Source organism: Mucilaginibacter sp., from assembly GCF_035492695.1.
In the GTDB taxonomy this organism is placed as follows: Bacteria; Bacteroidota; Bacteroidia; order Sphingobacteriales; family Sphingobacteriaceae; genus Mucilaginibacter.
Window position 1 is genome coordinate 15,268 of sequence record NZ_DATJJC010000026.1, and the last position, 17,488, is coordinate 32,755.

A 17,488-nucleotide genomic window follows, 5' to 3' on the forward strand; every position below is an offset into this window, starting at 1 on the left:
AGTTATATCTTTTATTGCAAAAAACCCTGTTCAGAGTAATTTATCGGCAATTTCGGCCCAGTTATTTGCCCGTTCATATTCGGTTACCAGGTGATTGTGTGGCGAAGAGAACAGGATGGGGCGACCATGAAAACCTGCGAAATTGCGGATTCGGTCATCGATCATGATTCCCACGTCGACTATTTTGTGGCCGCAAAAAATAATGTTTTTCCAGCCGATATAGGGAAAGTGGTCGCCCAGCCAATCAAGCTTATCTACCAGTGAGTTCTTAAATTCCATGGCGGCCGAAACAATATAAACATCATATTTATTGCATAATTCCTTCACCACATCCTGGCTGCCCGGCATCACTTTAAGATCGCGGAAAAACCCCGGCGCATTTACATAAGTACGCCAGCTTTCGTTCAAAGTGTCGGGCAGCAATTCATGAAATTCCTTGCCGCTCATTTCTTCAAGCAATATTTCGGTTTGATGGTCCTGCCGGTAAACTTCGATAAACTTATCTATGGTATCGGCCAAAACCTCGTCCATATCAATGGCCAGGCGTATTTTTTGTTCCATAATATATCCGCCACAAGTTGCCAATAATTTTTAAAATCCGCCTGAACTTTAATTATTTATAAGATTTAGAATTTAAAATATATTTTTTTACCTTTGCATCCCCGCAGAAGGAGACTCCGGGGATAATGTTGGATACATAAAAACAAAAAATGGCAACTAAGATCAGACTGCAAAGACATGGTAAAAAAGGGAAACCTTTTTACTATATCGTAGTGGCAGACGCGCGTGCTCCAAGAGATGGCCGCTTCATTGAGCGTTTAGGTTCATACAACCCAAACACCAATCCCGCTACAATTGACATTAATTTTGACAAAACCCTTGATTGGGTAAACAATGGCGCACAGCCAACCGATACCTGCCGTGCGATATTGTCGTACAAAGGTGTTTTGTACAAAAAACATTTACAGGGCGGCCTTAAAAAAGGTGCTTTGACCGAAGAACAGGTTGAGTCTAAATTCCAGACCTGGCTTGATCAGAAAGAAGGCAAGATCACCGGTAAAAAAGAAAGCTTAACGACTGCAAAGCAAGATGCCCGCAAAGCTGCTTTAGCTGCTGAGGCTAAAAAGAAGGAAGAAAGAGCTGCTGCAATAGCTGCTAAAAATACTCCTCCGGCTGAAGAAGCAGAAGTTGCTGAGGAAGAAACCGAAGCACCAGTTGCTGAGGCCGAAACGGAAGCTCCTGCAGCTGATACCGAAGCTGATGCATCGGCAGAAGCCGAAAGCGCTGAGTAATCGGATAAAACTTAAGAGATAGCGAAGTATTGAAAAGTACTTCGCTATTTTTGTTTGCTACCGGGCAACAAGAGGAAAAGGATATGACGATAGAAGATAGCTTCAAAATAGGCACCGTTTTAAAGACCAAAGGTTTAAAGGGCGAACTGCAAATGTACGTGGCCTTTGAGGACCTGGACATGATCGATTTCAACGCGATATTTGTCGATATGGCCGGAAAGCTGGTACCCTACTTTGTTGAGTCGGTTAAATATCAAAGCCATAATAATACCGCCAATCTTTTCCTGGAGGACATAGATACTATCGAGAAAGCATCCAGACTGGTTAAGAAAGATGTTTACCTCCCCAATAAATTAAAACCCAAAAAGAAAAAAGGCGATTTCACCCTGGCAGACCTTTTAGGGTTCACCGCTGTTGACGAAAATGAAGGCGAGCTGGGCGAGATCACCCACATCCAGGAATTGCCACAGCAATTTATAGCCACCGTTCATTATAAAAACTGCGAAGTGCTTTTCCCGCTCAACGAAGAGATCATCAAAAGCATCGATGTGGTGAAAGGTATTGTTTTGGTCGATCTGCCCGAAGGCCTGCTGGATATCTACCTCGAATAAAATAGGGTCCACTTTTAAGTGCTTTCTATCTAATGGTATTAGATCTGCCGTGCAAAATGCTCATTGATCTTCGTGGGCTGTAACTGGTGTGGCAAACATACCCGATGTGTAAAAAACATGTTACACATTTTGCGGAAAAAAATAAACGGTTCGCTATCGTAAAGATCCAATGCAGCTTAAGAAACAATATGGCATTGTAATTGCCTTAGTCGCAACGTATTAATTACTCGCATGAAAAGAATCAAACAGTCCTTTGTTGAAGTAGTGGCCGGTGAGCCGCGTAAAGAACATTTTATTAATGTTTCTATTGTTATTCTCGCAGTTTCCGTTGTAGTTTGGGTGCTTTTGGAATTCACACAATTCGGGAAGGTATAAGAAGTAAAGCATGATGATTTTGGCCGTTATACCGGCAGAACCGTTGTACACCTGCATTGTAAACTGTTTACTAAACTGCACGCTTCGAAAGAAGTAATCTATTCGCTGCTGAATAAAAAATTAGCTGTTGCTCAATGGTTTAATATTGGATTATCCCGGCTATGCCAGCACTGGCACCGTTGTTGTATTATCGTCTGTATTAAAATTATTTCTTATGGAAAAAATCAAACAATCTTTCATAGCGATAGTAGAAGGTGAACCAACGCGGGAGCACTATACCAACTTCTTAATTTTCTTTCTCTGTTTATCAGCTCTGATAACAATAGTCTATTTCGCAACCGGTATGAACCACATGGCGCCGAAATATTAGGAAAGGAAGTTCCTTAATTTTTGCCGAATTTATTGGGCATCATGTCAGATGGGATAACTGTGTCTTATAATACTCGCTCAGAGAATGCCATTTACAAATAGCACTATGCATACCAGGCCTGTAATTACAATAAACAGGATCGACAATAGATAATACCTTAGAATTTCTTTCCCGATAATTACAGGGTTACATTAAAGGTGGAAAAGATGATCGTGAAAAAATGTAAAATAAACTTGACATTATAAAAAGTATGTTTTACATTTGGTCAATCAAAATTGACAAATCATGAGATCACGTTTTTTACTACCCAACCTGGTTCGGCCCTTTGGCTGGATCATGGCCCTGCCGGGATTCGTGTTAGGTTACCTGGTGGTTTATAACGACTATAAGATTCCCGGTTTTGGCATAACCGTTCCGCCGCCAACCCGGTTCTTTCACGCTCCGTTTTACCAGGACCTTACCAAAACTCTGGCACTTGCACTGGTTATTATCGGCTTGTTTTTGGTAGCCTTTGCCCGCGAAAAAAAGGAAGATGAACTAACGGCACGCATCCGGTACAATGCCTTATACTGGGCGGTTTTGGTTAATTATATTATCTATATGGTTTGGCTTGTCTTAACCGTGGCTATCGAATTACTGAAATTGGACAAAGGTGCGCTTGGTTCCTTTGCCGATATTATGGGGATATCAACCTATAACTTATTTACGCCTTTATTGATATTTATAGCACGCTATTATTACTTGCGCTACAGCAAGAACGGCGAATATAAGTTGGATAAACTAGTTTACCTGCCCGAGCGGCCATATAAAATGATCGGGCAGGCCGTCTCGGTACCGCTGTTAGTGATCATCCTGATCGCATTCGTAGGTTCCTGGTTTTTTAAAGGCAATACCGAACCGAAAGACTGGATAGAAACCATGTTTTTACTTCTGCCGTTCAGCCTGATGATATGGGGATATAGCAAAAGGCACAACGAAGATGAGTTTGTATCAACACTTCGCCTCGAGTCGATGCAACTGGCGGTTTATATTAACTATGCCGTTCTGCTGCTTGCCAACTTTTTCTTCTACTTTTTCGATTTCATGATCGTGATGTTCCTTAACCTGGGTACCATAGCGCTGTTTTTTGTGCTGCGCTTTAACTATATTCTTTGGAAGTACAATAAACAAAACGGCAAAGGGGAGCTGGCCTTATGAAAAATCGTTTTTTGTTTCCTTACTGGTTCCGCTACTTGGGCTGGGGGCTGGTTATAGTGCATGTACCTTTAAGCATGCTTGGACGTTCGCATGGTATGATCAATATCATGGATGCACAGCCTACCAATGGCGGGCCATTTTCGGGCGAACATTTGTTCTTCATTTGCACTTCATTGGTTATGGCAACGGGGTTATTCTTTGTCGCTTTTGCTAAAGAAAAAATGGAGGACGAGCAGATATGGCAGATCAGGCTCGATTCCCTGCGATGGGCTATATACATTAACTACATCATCCTTATCGCCAGCCTCGTTTTTATTGAAGATGTGGGTCACATGCTCGAACTAAACCTGTGGGTTCCCCTTATATTTTTCATCATCCGTTTCCGCTGGGTTATTTTCCGGCTGAACCGTTCGTTAAGCCGGGAGGGATAGCTATGAAAAATAATATACGTGTGGAACGCGCCATTAAAGATATTACCCAGGCCGACCTGGCCGAAGCGGTGAATGTATCGCGCCAAACCATCAATACTATCGAAAGCAATAAATACGTACCTTCAACGGTACTGGCACTAAAGATAGCCCGGGTTTTTGGCAAACCGCTTGAAGAGATATTTATATTAGAGGAAGACGACTAACAAAATCAATAATCAAACCAAGACATTCGATATGCAGTCAAAACCTATTTTTGCGCCTGAGTTAACAATTCCCAACGGCGTTACCGATGTTGAATTTTATAAAAATGCGTTTGGCGCCACAGAGCTGCGCCGTTTTAGCAATGATGATGGTACCATACATGTATCGGAATTGGAAATTAACGGCGCCTTATTTCATTTACACGAAATAACTCAAAATTATAGCCTCAGTCCGGATAAAGCCGACGGAACTACGGTAACGATCGGCTTATTTGTCGAAGATGTAGATGCGGTCATTAACCAGGCAATACAAGCCGGGGCAAAATTAAAATCGCCGGCGCAGGATTATTTTTATGGCTACAGGCAGGGTTCATTTGTTGATCCTTTTGGTCACCATTGGCAAATACAAAAAACAATACCTCAAACAAATGAATAGTTATAAGGCAGCCATTATACCCACCTTATCGGTAAGGAATGGCGCAGCAGCCGTTGATTTTTATAAAAAAGCTTTTGACGCCGAAGAGTTGATGTGTATTACGGGCGATGACGGTTCGGTAGTGGCCGAGCTTTCCATAGGTGGTGCACGATTTTTCCTGGCGGATGAGTCACCCGAACACGGCAATTTTAGTCCCGAAAGCCTGGGCGGCATTTGTATAAGGATAGGCTTGCTGGTCGAAGACCCCGATGCAGTTGCAAAAAAGGCCGTTGAAGCCGGCGCCAGGGAAGTTTATCCGGTTGCCGACCAGGACTACGGCTATCGCTTAGGGCTGGTGATTGACCCCTTTGGCCACCATTGGGAAATTTGTAAGCCGTTACATTGAACCGCAATCTGGAGAGTTAAAGCAAAAAGCTTTGAACTTTCTGCTTTTAGCTTTCCGCTCAAAGAAAGCTATCTTTGCGCCATGCGCTTTGATCTGATCACTGTTTTACCGGGCTTGCTCGAAAGCCCTTTCGCCCATTCTATTTTACAGCGTGCGCAAAAAAAGGGCATAGCCGAAATAGTAGTGCATAATCTGCGCGATTATGCTACCAACAAGCATAAAAGTGTGGACGATTATCCGTTTGGCGGAGGCAGTGGTATGGTGATGACCATTGAGCCGTTTGCCGCATGTATCGAAAAATTAAAGAGCGAACGTGAATATGACGAAGTGATCTTTATGACACCAGATGGTGAAACGTTGAACCAGCCGATAGCCAACCAGTTGTCCATCAAAAAAAACATCATTATCCTTTGCGGGCATTATAAAGGCATCGACCAGCGCATACGCGACCTGTTTGTAACCCGCGAGATATCTATTGGCGACTATGTGCTTTCGGGCGGAGAGCTGCCCGCGGCAGTTTTAGTAGATGCTGTGATCAGGCTGATACCCGGCGTACTAAGCGACGAGACTTCGGCCTTGTCCGATTCTTTCCAGGACGACCTGCTGGATGCGCCGGTTTATACCCGCCCGGCCGACTGGAACGGTAACCGGGTACCCGAAATATTATTGAGCGGCAATACCCCCGAAATAGAAAAATGGCGCTTTGAGCAAGCCGTGGAACGGACGAAGCAGCGGAGACCGGATCTGCTGAAATAGTTCAATAAACTGTATGTAATTTCGATGAGCATGCGGTGGGAATAGCGTTGGAGCGAAGAGAAATCTTATATACCTGATATCGTCTACCGTGCGTGTCGTACAAGATTTCTCCTCGCACCTCGTCGAAATGATATTCGGATTATTAGTTGTTTGAGTTATCAAATAGCCTCCTATCATCTAAAAATGTTAACATTTGGCAAAATGTGGAAATTTTTAAATCTTACTTTTTAAATTAAAATAAAATCCCTATTATTGCAAGCCGATTTTTACGGGTTAAAAATTGCGTTTAGAGCTTAGAAATCATGGATTTAATAAAATTTGTCGAAGAGCAATCAGTAGAAAAAAAGCAACTTCCTGCATTTAAAGCAGGTGATACTGTTAGCGTACACTATAAAATCAGAGAAGGAAACAAGGAACGTGTCCAGGTTTACCAGGGTGTTGTTATCCAGCGTAACAGTGATGGTAACAACGAAACTTTTACTGTACGTAAGGTTTCAAATGGTATCGGCGTTGAGCGTATTTTCCCTGTAAATTCGCCAAATATCGATAAAGTGGATGTAAACAGCCGTGGTAAAGTTCGCCGTGCCAAACTGTTCTACCTGCGCGAATTGACCGGTAAAGCAGCCCGTATCAAATCAAAAAGAGTTTAATTTCCCTCGCGGGATAACAAAATATAAAGCCTTCCTGTATTTTCAGGAGGGCTTTTTTATGCGTTTTATTCTATAAGAACTTGTCATTTGAGCAACAGCGAAATCTTAAACGACTTGAATATCCGCGCGGCGTATGACGTACAAGGTTTCTCCTCGTACCTTGTCGAAAAGATAATCTTGGAGTAGGAATTAAACGGCTTTCGTTTTTGAAGTTGTTTTAGCTACTGGCTTAACCGGTTCAACCAATTCAGCCAACACTGTACGTCCTCCTTTTACCACCTCACCGATCTCTACATTGATCTTTGTTCCCAACGGAAGGAAAACATCCACCCTCGAACCAAATTTGATAAACCCGAACTGCTGTCCCTGGTCCACTTTGTCGCCTTCCTTCACATACCACACAATGCGGCGCGCCAGTGCACCAGCTATCTGGCGGAATAATACAGGTACGCCCTTGCTGTTTTCAATAACAACGGTGGTACGCTCGTTCTCGGTTGATGATTTTGGGTGCCAGGCCACCAGGTATTTGCCCGGGTGATATTTAAAATATTTAACAACGCCTGCGATCGGGTTGCGGTTTACGTGCACATTGATAGGAGACATGAACACTGATATTTGTATGCGGCGGTCCTTGAGGTATTCGGTTTCGTCGGTTTCCTCTATCACTACAACCTTGCCATCAGCCGGACAAAGTACGCTTTTTTCATCCGTGGTAATATGTAGCCGAGGGCTGCGGAAAAACTGCAGGATGATAATGAACAAAAGTCCGGACAGTATGTAGACGATCCACTTCAGCGTATGCGCCGAAGGGTAATAGAATTGTATCAGGGCGTTCGACACGAATATCAGCAACACGCAAAGCGCTATAGAGGTATATCCTTCTTTATGAATGGTCATGTACTGGAAATTTTGTACAAAATTACAAATTTGTAACGAAGTAGAGGTAGGTATAAACAATTGGAGCAGCCAGCAGCAGACCGTCGAACCTGTCGAGCAGGCCTCCGTGCCCGGGTAATATGTTACCGGAGTCCTTTACATTGATGCTGCGTTTGAACATCGATTCGACCAGGTCGCCCAAAGTACCAAAGCAGCCTATAAGTCCTCCAACGGTTACCCATTGGTACCAGGGCAGTTCAGCATAAAAAAGGCTCAATATATACCCGGCCAGGCAGGCTATCAGCACACCACCGATAAAGCCCTCCCAGGTTTTTTTGGGCGAATGCCGCTCGAAAAGCTTGGTCCGGCCGAAAAAATAACCGCTTAAATAAGCGCCTGTATCATTAGCCCACAGCATAATGAAAAAACCCAGCGGGATGTGGAAACTGTAATCGCCCAGGAGACGGGTGTAACCCAAAGCATGAAAAAAAGAAAAAGGTACTACCACGAATATTACTCCCAAAAAGGTGTAGCCGATATTGGCGAACGGCGCAGCCGACTTGCGGTAAAGTTCCTGTATAAATACGGCGGCCATAACAGGTACCAGCAGCAGCATAAGGCTATGAACTGGCAGATCGGGATCAAAAGAGCCCATCAGTACGCTTGTCAAATAAACCAATATCCCGGTAAATACGCCTAAAAGCTGTGCCGGCGATGAACCACTGCCCTTCATCAGCCTGTAAAATTCTATAAGCGACAATATGGCCAAAATCAGGTAAAAAGCGTCGAATACCCGCCCGCCAAGTAACATGGAGCCAAGCATAACTATAATAAAGAAGAAGCCGGTAATGGCGCGTGTTTTCATGGATTGATCTGGTTCAGGATCATCGCTTCAATGGCATCGCTGAAGTCTTTCTGATGGATGTAGACCTCAATTTGCCCAAAGGTGCGGTGCGACGAGTCCTGTTTATTAAGTAGTACGGTATCTATCTGGTGTTCAATAAGCATCTGCTTCACTATCTCGGCCTGGTAGTAATTGGTTGACGAAAAAATTTTAATCCAGTTCTTCTCCATGATGAGCAGCCTGCCATTTGTCTGAAATATACTTATAAAAAAACAATAATAACATCGTTGCTAAAAAACTTGCAACGAAGATGACATTGCTGAATAGCTTTTGTTTGTCGGGGTCAAGGTTGGTTATGTTGTTTTGCAGCAGGTAGGTCCACACTACCGCGGTTCCATTATTTACAAAATGGGCCAATATCGCCGGCCATATACTCCCGCTCCAGGCTGTAAAATACCCAAAGAGCAGCCCCAGCGCCAGCCGTGGCAGAAAGCCATAAAACTCCTGGTGAAAGGCGCTGAACAGGATAGCAGTGATCCAGATAGCCACATGTATATGTTTGGTCCAGCGGAAAAATACGGTCTGGAAACATCCCCTGAATAATATTTCTTCCACAATCGCCGTCAGCAGGCCGATAAAGAGCAGATCATATATCATGCTCCAAAAGGTTGGCATCCGCATCATGGTGTCCGATAGTTTTTGTGCTTCGTCCTCGCTTTGGCGCATCCAGTGCTCCACCCCCTTCAGCGCTTCGGGCAACACCATTTTTGAATTGAGGTCGCCCAGGTATTGTATAAACGGAAATACAGCCAGCATCGCCACAAAAACTACCGCCATCAGCATCCGGGGATAATCAAAATGATGTTTTATATAATCATCCGGATCGTGAACGATACGATAGGCAAAAATGATAGGCGTGACCAGAATAGGCAGCGTAGTGCCAATAAACTGGATGGTCCATAACGAGCTTTGCACCTGCTGCGAACCAAGTTTCAGATTAGCAATATCGAGTAAAGTGTCAGTACCGTATCTTACGACGACAATGGCCCCGGCAATAAAGTTGCCCGCAATGATGGTTGCTATCAGTATCCCCATTAATATCAAAAACTGTAATCCGGGATGTATTTGCTTGTGTGGTATGGGGTTAGAAGAGCCTTCTGTCATAATTTGGGGTAAAATTCGTAATTTTGCCACGTCAAAGATAAGGATGTCTGTACAAATAGGAAATATTGACTTAGGGGAATTCCCGCTGCTGCTGGCGCCAATGGAGGATGTGAGCGATCCGCCTTTCCGTTACGTGTGCAAGCAAAACGGCGCGGATATGATGTATACCGAGTTCATCTCGAGCGAGGGACTGATACGCGATGCAGCTAAAAGCCGGCAGAAACTGGATATTTTTGAGTACGAACGTCCCATCGGCATACAAATATTCGGCAGTGATATCGAACACATGCGCGAAGCAACGGAAATTGCGAGCCAGGTTAATCCCGACCTGATCGATATTAACTACGGCTGCCCGGTTAAAAATGTGGCCTGCCGTGGCGCTGGCGCAAGTTTATTGCAGGATATAGATAAAATGGTAGCCATGACCAAAGCTGTTGTGGAAGCTACGCATCTCCCTGTAACCGTTAAAACACGCCTCGGTTGGGACGATAATACAAAAAATGTATACGAGGTGGCCGAACGCCTGCAGGATGTAGGGATTAAAGCCTTAACTATACACGGCCGTACCCGCTCACAGATGTACAAGGGTGTTGCCGACTGGACTTTGATTCGCGAGATCAAGAAGAATCCGGGAATAAAAATCCCCATTTTTGGTAACGGTGACATCGATTCGCCACAAAAAGCTGCCGCCTGGCGCATGGAATTTGGTGTCGACGGAATGATGATCGGTCGTGCGGCGATAGGATATCCCTGGATTTTCAGAGAAATTAAACATTTTTTCAACACCGGCGAATTCCTGGAAAAACCCACCATTGCCGAACGTGTCGAAGTTTGCCGCATTCACCTGGAAAAATCCATCGAGTGGAAAGGCCTTAAAACGGGCGTTTTTGAGATGCGCAGGCACTATTCCAACTATTTTAAAGGTATCGACCACTTTAAAGAATACCGCATGAAACTGGTAACTGCCTCAACTTTTGAGGAGATCAACGAAATATTATTTGAAGTGGCTGACAATTATAGCGCAGAAGTGGCGTGATATTTGAAATGGTAAATACATATTAGAATCATTCACAGTTTGCTATGATAACTACAATTACCGACGGCGTCAAAGTTTCTGTAGAAACCATCTACCAGCCAGAATACTCCAACCCTGCCAACGATCATTATATGTTCGCTTACAAGATCAGCATCGAAAATGTTGGACACAATGCAGTACAGTTAATGCGCAGGCACTGGGAAATTTTCGATTCGAACGGTGCAAAAAGAGAAGTTGAGGGCGAAGGCGTTGTAGGTCAGCAACCGATTATTGAACCGGGTAGCACCCACGAATATGTATCGGGCTGTAACCTGAAAACTGATATGGGCAGCATGAGGGGGCAATACCAGATGACCCGTTTAATGGACAATGCCGCATTTGACGTACAGATACCGGAATTTTATTTGATAACTCCTTACAGGATGAATTAAAAAATCGATCCACTCAAGATAAAAAGGCTGCCGTAATTCAGGCAGCCTTTTTCATTGGCGCATATTTAATAAAATAAGAAGCCCCACCTGTAAACACAAGCGGGACTTAAGACTTGGTACTCAAGATTTTCGACTTACTTAATTTCTCCTGTTAAATAAAAACGATGCATAGTAAAGCAGCGTAGCCAGCGAACCTAGCGCAGCAACTACATAGGTCATGGCGGCCCACCAAAGCGCATCTTTGGCCTGGGTATGCTCCTCGCCTGTTTGCATAACGCTGTAATTGTTATTCAGCCATGCCAGGGCCCTGCGGCTGGCATCGAACTCAACCGGCAGTGTTATAAAACTGAACAGCGTAACCAGCGCCAAAGCGGCAACACCGACGGCCAATACCAAAGGATTGTGCGTAAAGAAAAGCAGCATTACGCCGATGAACAGTGTCCATTGGGTAAGCGTCGAAGCAACGTTGACAACCGGCACCAGCGATGAACGCAGGCTGAGCCACGCGTAAGCTTTTGCATGTTGCACCGCATGCCCGCATTCGTGAGCAGCGACAGCCGCCGCGGCAATGCTGCGACTATAGAACACGTCGGGGCTAAGGTTAACTGTTTTATCCGCAGGGTTGTAGTGGTCGGTCAATTGACCTTCGACCGAAATAACCTTCACGTCGGTAATATTATTATCCCTTAGCATCCTTTCGGCGACTTCCTGTCCCGACATGCCGGATGATAAACCGATCTGTGCGTATTGATTGAACTTGCTTTTAAAACGCCACTGCACGATAAAACTCACCACCGCGATGACGATCATCAGCAGCCATGCCGAGTTTAGCGTGATATATCCTGTAATGAATGATAAATGATCCATAGTAATATGATTTAAACTGGGTATTTCAAAAATTATTCCACCTAATTTATACTTTTGGGCTTGGAGCATACATTTTCATACTGGGAACGTACCGCATTTACGGATAATGCCGATGTCATTATCATCGGCAGCGGCATAGTCGGTTTAAGTGCGGCTCTGCACTTAAAACGGCAGCAGCCATCACTGAAAGTTACTGTGCTCGAACGTGGCTTTCTCCCCAGCGGCGCAAGCACCAAAAACGCGGGTTTTGCCTGTTTCGGCACGCTTTCCGAGCAGATGGAATATCTCAAACGGTCCTCAGAAGAAGAGGTTTTGAGGCTGGTGGATTACAAATGGCGCGGACTACAGCGCCTACGGGCCAACCTGGGCGATGCTAACATCGATTTTCACCAGTATGGCGGCCATGAACTCTTCATGGATAATGAAGCAGACAAGGCCGAAGAAGCGCTCGATCATTTAACGTATTTTAACAATTTGCTGGCAAAAGCCATCGGGAGCGCTGACATATATGCAGTTGCCGATGCCAAAATAGCTGATTTTGGCTTAAAAGGGGTCAATCGTATCATTTATACACCTTACGAGGGCCAGCTGCATACCGGTAAAATGATGCGTACGCTGCTCAACCGGGTTTATGAGCAGGATATTTTGGTGCTGAATAATTGCAGCGTCAATCAAATTGAAAACGAGGATGATAAAATCCGTCTCCAAACTTCGCAGGGTGATTTTATTGCCCCGAAAGTAATACTGGCCACCAACGCTTTCGCCGCCCAGTTGTACCCGCAACTGGATGTCATCCCCGGTCGCGGGCAGGTATTGGTGACTAAACCAGTGCTAGGTTTAAAGCTTAAGGGCACCTATCACTTCAACGAAGGTTACTACTATTTCCGCAATATCGACGGCCGCGTGCTGTTCGGCGGCGGGCGCAATATTGATTTTAAAAAGGAAGAAACCTGGGACTTCGGCCATACTGAAAAAGTAAAGGAGCAATTGACAACCTATCTTAACGAAATGATCCTTCCCGGGCAAAACGCGGAGATCGATTATTGGTGGAGCGGCATCATGGGTTTTGGCGAAGATATCAGCCCTATCGTAAAGGAAGTACAGCCTAATATTTACTGTGCTGTGCGCTGTAATGGCATGGGTGTAGCTATGGGAAGCCTGGTTGGAGAGGAAGTAGCCCGGTTAGTGTTACAATAAAGTGTTCACGCAAACGCCGCTTGCCAAGCTTTAAACCGGTTCAACTGTTTGATTATCAGTGTTTCCAATTTTTGGCTATCCCAAAAAGTGCCACAAAATTGACCATTGCGTGAACACCTTAGTGTATGTTTTCCTGGTAAGCTTTCAATTGGGTTTTGGAGGCTCGGTCCATCCAGGCTTTGATCAGTAATATTTTCAGTTCCTCCGGATCAACTTTTGGCAGGTTAACCAGCAGGCAGGGATAATTGCGGTAGTGATCGGTAAAGAAATAGGTATCAGGATCCTTTGCTATCCATTTGTCGCGTTCATCGGTCCGTATTACCAGCACTTCACCATTTTCCCATAACCGGCAAAGCATTTTTTTTTGCACATAAAAAGCAGGCGTCCCGTGGCTCAAACCTTCGGTTGTACCCGGCAGCGCCGCCATGGTATTGCGGATAAATTGGAGGTATATGAAGGGGTCAGTAGTCATTAGATCCTTATTTGTAATTCCTGTTGTCATTTCGAACGACAGAGAGAAATCTTATACACCTTGCAAATCCGCCTGCATCTTCGAAAAGATTTCTCTGCGCTCGTTCGAAACGACATGTTGGAAGAAAACCAATTATAAAAGCCCTGTCATTTCGAGCGTATGCGAGAAATCTTAAACGCTTTACATGCGTTCCGCCTGTCTGTTCGAAAAGATTTCTCCTCGCTGCGCCCGTTCGAAACGACAGAGTATATTAATTCAAAACAACTCCACCAGCCTCTCCAGTGCCATACCGCGCGAACCTTTGATCAATACGGTAGATTCTTTTATAGGTTCGTCTCTTAAAGCAGCTATAGCCTGTTCTACTGTAACATAAAATTTAACAGTATCCGGCTTCCGGCTTCCGGCTTTCGCCTTCTGACTTCCAAATTCACCTCCGATAAAAATCACCTCATCCACTTCCGTATCCAGCGCTTTTCGTATCACCGCAGCATGTTCTGCAGCCGATTCTTGCCCCATCTCGAACATATCGCCCAAAACTAAAACCTTGCGTTTGGCTGTTAACTTGCCCAGGTTTTCTATCGCAACAAACATGCTGCTCGGGTTGGCATTGTAGTAATCACATATCAGTGTATTCGTAGCTGTTTGCGTTATCTGCGACCTGTTGTTTTTAGGCTGATAGCCGCTGATTCCCGCATTGATCTGTTCCGGTTTCAGTTTGAAATAAACCCCGATGCAAATCGCCGCTAATATATTATCCAGGTTATAGGCGCCGGTCAACTGCGACCTGACATCATAACTTTCGCCGGTTTGGTTATTGGTCCATTGCAGGCTCAGGTAGGGCGAATTTTCCGTTAGTTGGCCCGAAACCAGGTTTTCCAGGTCGATACTTCCATACATCACCACGTTTTTCAGCGATCGCGCATACTGCATCGCCATCAGATCAGTACTGTCACTGTTTACAAAAGTGATACCGTTTGTCGCCTTCATATAGTCATAAAGTTCGCCTTTACCTTTTTTCACGCCCTCAACGCCGCCAAATCCCTCCAAATGCGCCTTGCCTACATTGGTTATCAACCCATGTGTTGGTTGCGAAATGGTACAAAGCAGCCCGATCTCCTTTTGATGATTGGCGCCCATTTCTATCACCGCCGCCTCGTGAGCCGAATTAATAGATAAAATGGTAAGCGGTACACCGATATGGTTATTCAAATTACCCTGCGTGGCATAAGCATTGAAATGTTGCGATAATACCGCACTGATCAGTTCTTTAGTGGTGGTTTTTCCATTGGTGCCCGTCAATCCAATAACAGATATGGTCAATTGCCGGCGGTGGTGCCGGGCCAGGTCCTGCAGTGCCGTCAATACATCGTCAACTAAAATATATTGCTCGCCAAGCCGGTAGGCAGCATTATCGATAATGGCATAGGCCGCGCCTGCGGCTATGGCCTGTCCGGCAAAGCTATTGGCATCAAACTTATCACCTTTCAATGCGAAAAACAGGCTGCCCGGTGTAATTTTGCGGGTATCCGTGCTTATGACGGGGTGTTTTAAATAGATCTGGTATAGTTGTTCGGTTGTCATTTCAATAGTAAGGATGTCATTTCGAACGATAGTGAGAAATCTTATACGCCAACCAGGGCGCCGGTTTCGCTTGTTTAAGATTTCTCCTCGTACCTCGTCGAAATGACAAAGTGGTTTAATTATTGTTTTTATTCATCCACCCAATCACCGCCTTAATTTCGCCATAAGTATAGTTATCTCCCAGCACTTCCTTCAATGGCGCTAATCTTTCGTACCCATAGCTGTCAACGGCGTCCTTTATAGCAGGAATTTTGCTTTCATTCACAATCTCCGTAACCTCTATTTCGCCAGACTGGATAAAATAACCCAAATGGCTTTCAACCGTCATCGGCGATAAGCTGCGTTCGGCGGCAATTTCCATCACACTTTTACCTGCGCGAAATAAAGTAAAACTTGCCAGCCGTGTATCCGAAGATCGTAATTTTCCGTTGTTCCGCGCTTTGGGGGCCTTCCGCTCCTTTTTAGCAGATTTTTGCGCCATGCGAGATGTCAGTTCATGCTTACCGCAATAATTTTTAACCGGTATCAAAAAATCGCGCCCGTATTTTGCCAGCTTCACATCGCCAAAACCTGATATTAAACGCAGTTCGTCCAGTGTTTGCGGCAGGTAAGTGGCCATTTCCTGCAAAGCGGCGTCCGAAAGGATAAGATAAGGCGGCACATTTTGATTGGCGGCAATGTCCCTGCGGATAAGTTTCAGCTCGCTCAGCAAGCCGGCTTCGTAAGGTATAATTTCGGGTTCGCGTTCTTCCGTAGTTTGTGTTGCTATCAGTTCAACCTTTTGCAGCCCTTTTAATACCGCGTCGCTTTTATCGGTCAGTTTTAAAACCGGGTATTCGTCGTCCGTAGTTTGCAAATATCCTAAGGTAACCAGCTCGCGGATGTAACGGAACCAGTCGGCGCGATGAATATCAGCGCCAACGCCATAGGTTTTTAGTTGTTTATGTTCCTCGCGTATCTTTTCCCGTTTCGATCCCCGCAAAAAATCGATCACGTAAGTATTGCCGAACCGTTCCTTCAATCTTGCTACCGCCGAAAGCGCTTTTTGGGCGATAAGCGTGCCGTCGAATTTCTCCACCTCGCTCAGGCACACATCACACGATCCGCAGTTATCCGGGAAATCCTCATCAAAATAGCGCATCAGGTATTGCCGGCGGCAAGTTTGCAGCTGGCTGTATTTCACCATATCGTCCAGCTTTTTCAGCATAATGGCGCTTTGTTCCTCGTTGCCGTCAACTTTGGCAAAACCCTTCAGCTTCGTCGCATCACCATACGAATATAAAAGCAGCGTATCCGATGGAAGGCCATCACGGCCGGCGCGCCCTGTTTCCTGGTAGTATCCCTCGATATTTTTAGGCAGATCGGCGTGCACCACATAGCGAACGTTCGATTTATTGATACCCATACCAAAGGCAATGGTAGCCACAATTATCCTGACATCATCACGTAAAAATGCCTCCTGGTTGCGAGCCTTGTCGGCATGGTCCATACCGGCGTGGTAGGCCTCTGCGGCATAACCTTCAGCCTTCAGGTCGGTCGCCAGTGCCTCTGTAGATTTACGTGACAGGCAATAAATAATGCCCGAATCCTCTTTGCGGTTCTCCAAAAAATCCAGCAGCTGGTTAAAACTATCCTTTTTGGGCAGTACGCGATAGGTTATATTGGCCCGGTTGAATGAGGAAACAAATTCCGATGGGTTCTTCAGGTCTAATTTTTCAAGAATATCCTTGCGGGTAAGTTTATCCGCAGTAGCGGTAAGCGCCACAACCGGGATATTAGGAAAGTCGTTTTTCAAACCCGCCAGCATCAGATACTCCGGCCGGAAATCGTGTCCCCAGTGCGATATACAATGCGCTTCGTCAATAGCTATCAAACAAACCGGCAGCGATCTCAAAAAATTGATGAGGTTACTGCCCGAACCAAACAAACGCTCCGGCGCCAGGTAAAGCAATTTGATCTCGCCTTTTTTCAGCTTTTCAGTTATCCGGGCCTGCTCATCCGGCGATTGTGATGAATTTAGAAAAGCAGCCGGTATACCATTCAGGTTCAGGCTGTCCACCTGGTCCTTCATCAGGGCGATGAGCGGAGAGATCACAATGGTCAAACCATCCATCAGAACCGCCGGCAACTGGTAACACAGCGATTTACCGCCACCTGTAGGCATCAGCACCAAAACATCCTTGCCGGCCAGAATATTCCGGATAATAGCCTCCTGCTGGTGCCGGAATTCGCTGTATCCAAAATACTTTTGTAAGGCTTGTATTGGTGTCATGCTGATACGTGAATGTGCAGATATGCAAATGTGCAGATTTTTGAT

Annotated in this window: 22 protein-coding genes; 13 read left to right on the top strand and 9 right to left on the bottom strand. The window is 45.2% G+C overall.

Annotated elements, in window-relative coordinates; translation table 11 throughout:
• Positions 1–30: 30 nt before the first annotated feature.
• Positions 31–561 carry a 5' nucleotidase, NT5C type gene (locus VL525_RS15120; protein WP_325387871.1) on the bottom strand — a complete coding sequence of 177 codons (531 nt, stop codon included), beginning with the start codon at positions 559–561 and terminating at the stop codon, positions 31–33.
• A 149-nt stretch (positions 562–710) separates the two neighbouring features.
• On the opposite strand from VL525_RS15120, the gene VL525_RS15125 reads away from it, so the two are divergent.
• From VL525_RS15125 to rplS, 10 genes are all read left to right on the top strand, one after another.
• Positions 711–1,292, top strand: a complete 582-nt coding sequence (locus VL525_RS15125; protein WP_325387872.1) for a 30S ribosomal protein S16 — start codon at positions 711–713, stop codon at positions 1,290–1,292.
• Between the two features lie 29 nt (positions 1,293–1,321).
• On the top strand, positions 1,322–1,903 hold the full coding sequence (rimM, locus tag VL525_RS15130) for a ribosome maturation factor RimM (RefSeq protein ID WP_325387873.1): 582 nt from the start codon (positions 1,322–1,324) through the stop codon (positions 1,901–1,903).
• A gap of 231 nt (positions 1,904–2,134) precedes the next feature.
• Positions 2,135–2,278: a hypothetical protein gene (locus VL525_RS15135; protein WP_325387874.1), complete on the top strand. Its 144-nt coding sequence runs from the start codon at positions 2,135–2,137 to the stop codon at positions 2,276–2,278.
• A gap of 655 nt (positions 2,279–2,933) precedes the next feature.
• Complete coding sequence (locus VL525_RS15140; RefSeq protein WP_325387875.1) at positions 2,934–3,845, top strand: hypothetical protein; 912 nt, start codon at positions 2,934–2,936, stop codon at positions 3,843–3,845.
• A complete protein-coding gene (locus tag VL525_RS15145; protein ID WP_325387876.1) occupies positions 3,842–4,276 on the top strand; it encodes a hypothetical protein in 435 nt (144 codons plus the stop codon). Before VL525_RS15140 ends, VL525_RS15145 begins: the two co-directional genes overlap by 4 nt.
• A gap of 2 nt (positions 4,277–4,278) precedes the next feature.
• Positions 4,279–4,479, top strand: a complete 201-nt coding sequence (locus VL525_RS15150) for a helix-turn-helix transcriptional regulator (protein ID WP_325387877.1) — start codon at positions 4,279–4,281, stop codon at positions 4,477–4,479.
• A 31-nt stretch (positions 4,480–4,510) separates the two neighbouring features.
• Positions 4,511–4,912: a VOC family protein gene (locus VL525_RS15155; protein ID WP_325387878.1), complete on the top strand. Its 402-nt coding sequence runs from the start codon at positions 4,511–4,513 to the stop codon at positions 4,910–4,912.
• Positions 4,905–5,297 (top strand): VOC family protein, encoded by a 393-nt coding sequence (locus VL525_RS15160; RefSeq protein WP_325387879.1) that lies wholly within the window; start codon positions 4,905–4,907, stop codon positions 5,295–5,297. The genes VL525_RS15155 and VL525_RS15160 overlap by 8 nt, the downstream gene beginning before the upstream one ends.
• 81 nt (positions 5,298–5,378) lie before the next feature.
• Complete coding sequence (trmD, locus tag VL525_RS15165) at positions 5,379–6,053, top strand: tRNA (guanosine(37)-N1)-methyltransferase TrmD (RefSeq protein WP_325387880.1); 675 nt, start codon at positions 5,379–5,381, stop codon at positions 6,051–6,053.
• A 302-nt stretch (positions 6,054–6,355) separates the two neighbouring features.
• The gene (gene rplS, locus VL525_RS15170; RefSeq protein WP_325387881.1) at positions 6,356–6,703 is read left to right on the top strand and encodes a 50S ribosomal protein L19; all 348 of its coding nucleotides are present in this window, start codon (positions 6,356–6,358) and stop codon (positions 6,701–6,703) included.
• 189 nt (positions 6,704–6,892) lie between these two features.
• Here rplS and VL525_RS15175 read toward each other — a convergent pair whose 3' ends face one another.
• The 4 genes from VL525_RS15175 to VL525_RS15190 are packed head-to-tail and all read right to left on the bottom strand — an operon-like array spanning position 6,893 to position 9,587.
• The gene (locus VL525_RS15175) at positions 6,893–7,600 is read right to left on the bottom strand and encodes a phosphatidylserine decarboxylase family protein (RefSeq protein ID WP_325387882.1); all 708 of its coding nucleotides are present in this window, start codon (positions 7,598–7,600) and stop codon (positions 6,893–6,895) included.
• Between the two features lie 22 nt (positions 7,601–7,622).
• Positions 7,623–8,444, bottom strand: a complete 822-nt coding sequence (locus VL525_RS15180; RefSeq protein ID WP_325387883.1) for a phosphatidate cytidylyltransferase — start codon at positions 8,442–8,444, stop codon at positions 7,623–7,625.
• Positions 8,441–8,653 carry a putative signal transducing protein gene (locus tag VL525_RS15185; RefSeq protein ID WP_325387884.1) on the bottom strand — a complete coding sequence of 71 codons (213 nt, stop codon included), beginning with the start codon at positions 8,651–8,653 and terminating at the stop codon, positions 8,441–8,443. The genes VL525_RS15180 and VL525_RS15185 overlap by 4 nt, the downstream gene beginning before the upstream one ends.
• A complete protein-coding gene (locus VL525_RS15190) occupies positions 8,634–9,587 on the bottom strand; it encodes a CPBP family intramembrane glutamic endopeptidase (RefSeq protein ID WP_325387885.1) in 954 nt (317 codons plus the stop codon). The genes VL525_RS15185 and VL525_RS15190 overlap by 20 nt, the downstream gene beginning before the upstream one ends.
• Positions 9,588–9,630: 43 nt before the next feature.
• Between VL525_RS15190 and dusB the strand changes: the two genes are divergently transcribed.
• Together dusB and apaG are read left to right on the top strand one after the other, a co-directional pair.
• Positions 9,631–10,623, top strand: coding sequence for a tRNA dihydrouridine synthase DusB (dusB, locus tag VL525_RS15195; RefSeq protein WP_325387886.1), 993 nt, complete (start codon positions 9,631–9,633; stop codon positions 10,621–10,623).
• A 44-nt stretch (positions 10,624–10,667) separates the two neighbouring features.
• Complete coding sequence (gene apaG / locus VL525_RS15200; protein ID WP_325387887.1) at positions 10,668–11,054, top strand: Co2+/Mg2+ efflux protein ApaG; 387 nt, start codon at positions 10,668–10,670, stop codon at positions 11,052–11,054.
• 138 nt (positions 11,055–11,192) lie between these two features.
• Here the strand turns inward: apaG and VL525_RS15205 are convergent, their stop codons facing one another.
• Complete coding sequence (locus VL525_RS15205; protein ID WP_325387888.1) at positions 11,193–11,921, bottom strand: zinc metallopeptidase; 729 nt, start codon at positions 11,919–11,921, stop codon at positions 11,193–11,195.
• Positions 11,922–11,981: 60 nt separating this feature from the next.
• On the opposite strand from VL525_RS15205, the gene VL525_RS15210 reads away from it, so the two are divergent.
• Complete coding sequence (locus VL525_RS15210; protein WP_325387889.1) at positions 11,982–13,118, top strand: FAD-binding oxidoreductase; 1,137 nt, start codon at positions 11,982–11,984, stop codon at positions 13,116–13,118.
• A gap of 118 nt (positions 13,119–13,236) precedes the next feature.
• Here VL525_RS15210 and VL525_RS15215 read toward each other — a convergent pair whose 3' ends face one another.
• From VL525_RS15215 to recQ, 3 genes are all read right to left on the bottom strand, one after another.
• Entirely contained in the window at positions 13,237–13,590 is a 354-nt protein-coding gene (locus VL525_RS15215; RefSeq protein WP_325387890.1) for an MmcQ/YjbR family DNA-binding protein, read from the bottom strand.
• 255 nt (positions 13,591–13,845) lie between these two features.
• The gene (locus tag VL525_RS15220) at positions 13,846–15,171 is read right to left on the bottom strand and encodes a UDP-N-acetylmuramoyl-tripeptide--D-alanyl-D-alanine ligase (protein ID WP_325387891.1); all 1,326 of its coding nucleotides are present in this window, start codon (positions 15,169–15,171) and stop codon (positions 13,846–13,848) included.
• A gap of 115 nt (positions 15,172–15,286) precedes the next feature.
• A complete protein-coding gene (recQ, locus tag VL525_RS15225) occupies positions 15,287–17,443 on the bottom strand; it encodes a DNA helicase RecQ (RefSeq protein WP_325387892.1) in 2,157 nt (718 codons plus the stop codon).
• Positions 17,444–17,488: the final 45 nt, after the last annotated feature.

Bases quoted from the DNA above. Each gene is read 5' to 3' on its own strand.
- VL525_RS15120 (WP_325387871.1), bottom strand. From the start codon at position 561: ATGGAACAAAAAATACGCCTGGCCATTGATATGGACGAGGTTTTGGCC.
- VL525_RS15125 (WP_325387872.1), top strand. From the start codon at position 711: ATGGCAACTAAGATCAGACTGCAAAGACATGGTAAAAAAGGGAAACCT.
- VL525_RS15135 (WP_325387874.1), top strand. From the start codon at position 2,135: ATGAAAAGAATCAAACAGTCCTTTGTTGAAGTAGTGGCCGGTGAGCCG.
- VL525_RS15140 (WP_325387875.1), top strand. From the start codon at position 2,934: ATGAGATCACGTTTTTTACTACCCAACCTGGTTCGGCCCTTTGGCTGG.
- VL525_RS15145 (WP_325387876.1), top strand. From the start codon at position 3,842: ATGAAAAATCGTTTTTTGTTTCCTTACTGGTTCCGCTACTTGGGCTGG.
- VL525_RS15150 (WP_325387877.1), top strand. From the start codon at position 4,279: ATGAAAAATAATATACGTGTGGAACGCGCCATTAAAGATATTACCCAG.
- VL525_RS15155 (WP_325387878.1), top strand. From the start codon at position 4,511: ATGCAGTCAAAACCTATTTTTGCGCCTGAGTTAACAATTCCCAACGGC.
- VL525_RS15160 (WP_325387879.1), top strand. From the start codon at position 4,905: ATGAATAGTTATAAGGCAGCCATTATACCCACCTTATCGGTAAGGAAT.
- trmD (WP_325387880.1), top strand. From the start codon at position 5,379: ATGCGCTTTGATCTGATCACTGTTTTACCGGGCTTGCTCGAAAGCCCT.
- rplS (WP_325387881.1), top strand. From the start codon at position 6,356: ATGGATTTAATAAAATTTGTCGAAGAGCAATCAGTAGAAAAAAAGCAA.
- VL525_RS15175 (WP_325387882.1), bottom strand. From the start codon at position 7,600: ATGACCATTCATAAAGAAGGATATACCTCTATAGCGCTTTGCGTGTTG.
- VL525_RS15180 (WP_325387883.1), bottom strand. From the start codon at position 8,444: ATGAAAACACGCGCCATTACCGGCTTCTTCTTTATTATAGTTATGCTT.
- VL525_RS15185 (WP_325387884.1), bottom strand. From the start codon at position 8,653: ATGGAGAAGAACTGGATTAAAATTTTTTCGTCAACCAATTACTACCAG.
- VL525_RS15190 (WP_325387885.1), bottom strand. From the start codon at position 9,587: ATGACAGAAGGCTCTTCTAACCCCATACCACACAAGCAAATACATCCC.
- dusB (WP_325387886.1), top strand. From the start codon at position 9,631: ATGTCTGTACAAATAGGAAATATTGACTTAGGGGAATTCCCGCTGCTG.
- apaG (WP_325387887.1), top strand. From the start codon at position 10,668: ATGATAACTACAATTACCGACGGCGTCAAAGTTTCTGTAGAAACCATC.
- VL525_RS15205 (WP_325387888.1), bottom strand. From the start codon at position 11,921: ATGGATCATTTATCATTCATTACAGGATATATCACGCTAAACTCGGCA.
- VL525_RS15215 (WP_325387890.1), bottom strand. From the start codon at position 13,590: ATGACTACTGACCCCTTCATATACCTCCAATTTATCCGCAATACCATG.
- VL525_RS15220 (WP_325387891.1), bottom strand. From the start codon at position 15,171: ATGACAACCGAACAACTATACCAGATCTATTTAAAACACCCCGTCATA.
- recQ (WP_325387892.1), bottom strand. From the start codon at position 17,443: ATGACACCAATACAAGCCTTACAAAAGTATTTTGGATACAGCGAATTC.